This window comes from Aquimarina longa SW024, assembly GCF_001401755.1.
Classification (GTDB): Bacteria; Bacteroidota; Bacteroidia; order Flavobacteriales; family Flavobacteriaceae; genus Aquimarina; species Aquimarina longa.
The window spans coordinates 1-1,414 of the sequence record NZ_AVQK01000088.1; the positions used below are offsets into that span (position 1 = coordinate 1).

The window sequence follows — 1,414 nt, forward strand, 5'->3', positions numbered from 1 at the left end:
AGCAGTGATTACCTTACAGGAGCGTTGCATAAAAAAAGTAGTACAGAGATCAATACCTCCTCAGAGGGGTATCATGGGTTTATGGATAATAAATCCAGAGAACTCTATCATAAGACCACACAGGTAGTACATTCGTTACTTACCGACCCTAATCAAAAGTATAGATTAGACCAACAGGTAGAACAGTATACTAAGGCTAAATCTATGAAACAGGTCATTGCCAGAGGGAGCAGTGATAACCCAAGTGTAGCACTAGGAGCGATAATAAAAGTAAAAGGTTATGGGAGTTATAGAATTATTAGTATTACCCATACCAATACAGAAGATGGAGTATATACCAATGAGTTTACCGCCGTAGAAGCTAGTTCTGACACCTACCCACATATGGATCTCAATCGATATCCTAAAAGTGATATCACCACAGGGATAGTTATAGATAATAATGATCCCGAAGGACTAGGAAGAATAAAAGTACAACTCCCTTGGCAAAAAACAATCGGTTCAACAACCCCTTGGATACGGGTGATGACTCCCCACGCAGGAGCAGAAAAAGGCTTCTTTTTTGTTTCCGAAAAAGGAGAAGAGGTCGTAATCGGTTTTGAAGGCTCTAATGCCGAAAAAGCTTTCGTAATGGGCGCATTATATTCTGGTACAGCAAGCCCATCAACATTACAAGCTGATCTAAATAATAGAAAAAGTATTAGAACCCGTAGCCAACATTTGTTAGAATTTGACGATACAGCAGGAGCAGAAAGTATTACGATAACCGATAAAAACGGAAATGCCTTTAAGATTGATACCGCTAATAACAATATCAATATTACTGCGTTAGAAAATATGACCTTTATGGCTAAAAATATAGAATTTAGAGCAACAGAAGATATTAAGGTCAGTGCAGGTAAAAACAAAACAGAGCAGATAGCAGGTAATTATAATCTTACCGCTTCTAATATTATAGAAACAGCATCTCAGAATATGAGAAGTCAGGCAGAGCAAGTATCCCTACAATCTAGTACCGATGCTACTATTGCAAGTACTAGTGGTAATGTAAACAAGCAAGCAGATCAAAAAGTGAATAATAACAGCGGAGAGCAAGGAAACGTTTTTTAGATATGGGTAAAAAAGGAAGAATCGTTAAAATCGCAAAAGGGTCGCTATCTATTATCGCTAAGAATGATATTAATATCTACGCCAAGAATATAAATACCTATGCAGCCATTAGTATTAATGAAACAGGAGGGCAAGGCGTATTTTTTGGAACACCAGAACCACCGCCTTCTGGAATGTTTGAAGAAATATCAACTAACTCCGAACAACAGACCTTGGAACAACAAGCAACTAGCGATACAGGTATCGCTAGTAATGATGCAGTAATAGAAGATATTAATACTACAGATGTTAGTAGACCAAGAAA

2 protein-coding genes are annotated in these 1,414 nt (G+C 37.6%); both read left to right on the forward strand.

Going from position 1 to position 1,414, the window contains the following annotated elements; all coding sequences use genetic code 11:
- On the forward strand, positions 1 to 1,110 hold a 1,110-nt coding region (locus tag N456_RS09020), incomplete at its 5' end, for a phage baseplate assembly protein V (protein ID WP_205410266.1).
- A 2-nt stretch (positions 1,111 to 1,112) separates the two neighbouring features.
- A partial coding sequence (locus N456_RS09025; RefSeq protein WP_148639272.1) for a hypothetical protein occupies positions 1,113 to 1,414 on the forward strand: 302 nt, incomplete at its 3' end.